The 2,452-nt window shown below is 64.9% G+C and carries 3 protein-coding genes; all 3 read left to right on the top strand.

What is annotated here, in order from left to right; all coding sequences use genetic code 11:
• The coding region (locus tag EOA33_RS32285) for an alpha-E domain-containing protein (RefSeq protein WP_190234436.1) at positions 1–780 on the top strand (780 nt) is incomplete at its 5' end.
• A gap of 3 nt (positions 781–783) precedes the next feature.
• Positions 784–1,668, top strand: coding sequence for a transglutaminase family protein (locus tag EOA33_RS32280; protein WP_126058518.1), 885 nt, complete (start codon positions 784–786; stop codon positions 1,666–1,668).
• A gap of 136 nt (positions 1,669–1,804) precedes the next feature.
• The coding region (locus EOA33_RS32275; protein WP_145989411.1) for a glycosyltransferase family 2 protein at positions 1,805–2,452 on the top strand (648 nt) is incomplete at its 3' end.

The raw sequence follows: 2,452 nt of genomic DNA, 5'->3' as shown, positions 1-2,452 counted from the left end.
CGCGTGCTGCGCGCCTATCATGTGCGGCTGGCTGAGACCTCCGATCCTGAAACGCCGCTGCTTGCCGATATCAGGGATTATCTCGAACCGTTCGGCATCGACGTCGAAACGGCGATCCCGCTTGGCCTGATCGGCACGCTAGACAGCGCCGTCTACAGCGCCGGGCAGATTCGCGACCGTTTTTCGCCGGATGGCTGGCTGGCGCTGAAGGACCTGTCGAAGACCATCCATCAGTTCGCCAGGACCGTGGCGCCAGGCGACGACGCGACCCGGGCGATGACGGTGATCCTGCGCAAGCTCGCCGGCTTCTCCGGCCTGCTGCACGAGAACATGTACCGCTTCACCGGCTGGCGCTTTCTCGAAATCGGCCGGCGGCTGGAGCGCGGCATCCAGATCGCCCGCATGCTTGCCCGGCTGACCAGGGCTGGCGCGCCCGACGGCGCGCTCGACATGATGCTGGAGATCGGCGACAGCGTCATGACTCATCGCCGGCAGTACCCGGTGCAGGCCGGCCGGCGCACGGTGATCGATCTCCTGGCGCTCGACCCGCTCAACCCGCGCTCCATCCTGTTTCAGCTCGAGCGGTTGAAGGCGGAGATCGGCATGCTGCCTTCGAGCGGCGGCGAAGGGCACATGTCGCCGGCGGCAAAGGAAATCCTTCAGCTCAACACGGCGATCGCCGTCATGGAACCCTCGGACATGACGGCGCAAGTCATCGACGATCTCGCCAATGAGATCGGCGGCCTCTACAACAGCCTCGCCAAGGCCTTTTTCGGATAGCGCATGCTCTACGACATCAGGCTTCATCTGAGCTACGACTATGATGCCGCGGCCGGTGGCGGCCGGCACCAGGTGCGCGTGCTGCCGCCGACGATTGTCGGCGTGCAGCGGGTAGTCGCGGCTTCGCTGTCCTTCGTGCCGGCTCCAGGCGAGCGCTCCGACTTTTCCGATTTCTTTGGCAACAACGTCACTTCGATCGCCTTTCGCGATGCACATGACGCGCTCGACATCCGGATGAGCGCGCGCGTGTCGGTGTCGCGCCCGGAACCGGGGCTGGACGTATCGCCCGACCTCCAGCGGCTGCGGGAAGAACTCGGCGGCGTGCGGTCGCTGTCGCCGGATTCCCCGCATCATTTTCTTGCCGCCAGCGATCATGCCGGCATCGATTCCGCGATCACCGCCTATGCGAAAGGCAGCATCGCCGGCTCGACCGTCGCCACGGTCCTGGACCTGTGCAACCGCATCCATCGCGATTTCACCTATGATGGCGAGGCCACCACCGTGCAGACCCGCGCCAGCGATGCCTTCGGCCTGAAGCGCGGCGTCTGCCAGGACTTCTCGCATATCATGATCGCCGGCCTGCGCGGCCTCGGCATTCCCGCTGGCTATGTCAGCGGCTTCCTGCGCACCATACCGCCAAAGGGCAAGCCCCGGCTCGAAGGTGCCGATGCCATGCATGCATGGGTCAAGGCCTGGTGCGGGCGTGACGCCGGATGGCAGGAATTCGATCCGACCAACGGCATGCGGGCGAGCAACGACCACATCACGGTCGGCTACGGGCGGGACTATTCCGATGTGGCGCCGATCGTCGGCGTGCTCAAGACGACCGGCGGCCAGGCGGCCGAGCAAGCGGTCGATGTCATTCCGGTCGTGCTCGAAAAGCTGTGAACACATCGGGGTCCAGGCCTGTGCCGTACGGGCGGAGCGAGCAAAGACTGCTTCTCAAATCCGGACGCTGTCGCTATCTTGCGCTTCGGGGCGGTACGGCCGGATGCATGGGTTTTGCGCCGGTGCGGAGTTGTCATTGAAAGCTGTCAGCGTCATCATTCCGGCACACAATGCAGCAGCGACCATAGTGAGGACGCTGGGATCGCTGCGTTCGGAAGCGGACGCCATCGGCGAGGTGCTGCTGGTCGACGATTTGTCCTCGGACGGCACGGCAGCGGTCGCCAGCGATGCTGCTTCACGGTTGGGCCTGCCGTTGCGCGTCATCCAGTCCAACTGCAGGGACGCCGGCGGAGCCCGCAATCTCGCCCTGTCGCAGGCGAACCATCCCTGGATCTACATGATCGATGCCGACGACCTGCATCTGGAGGGCGGGCTGCGGTCATTGCTGCTTCAGGCCAGCATGCAGGCAAGGGCCGACATGGTGGTCGGCGCCTATCGTCGGCGGACCGACGGCGTCGACCGGCAGATCAAGCTGCCTGCCGGCTATACGGCCGCGAGCATCGCCAATGCCTCGGCCTATATCGAAGGTCACATACGTTCGATTGCGGTGGGAAGCGCGCTGGTGTCCCGGCAGGCGATCGGGGAAACGCGGTTCCCAACCGGGCTCGCCTATGACGAGGACACGTTGTTCTGGGCAAGGGTGTTGAGCAAGGCCCGGCTTGCGATCATCACGCAACCGGTCATGACCTACTGTGTTTCGGCGGAACGCTCCGACGACCGCTTC

This window comes from Mesorhizobium sp. M4A.F.Ca.ET.050.02.1.1, assembly GCF_003997725.1.
Taxonomy (GTDB): domain Bacteria; phylum Pseudomonadota; class Alphaproteobacteria; order Rhizobiales; family Rhizobiaceae; genus Mesorhizobium.
Note: the sequence above shows the minus strand (reverse complement) of the source record. Positions and strands in the feature narration are given on the sequence as shown.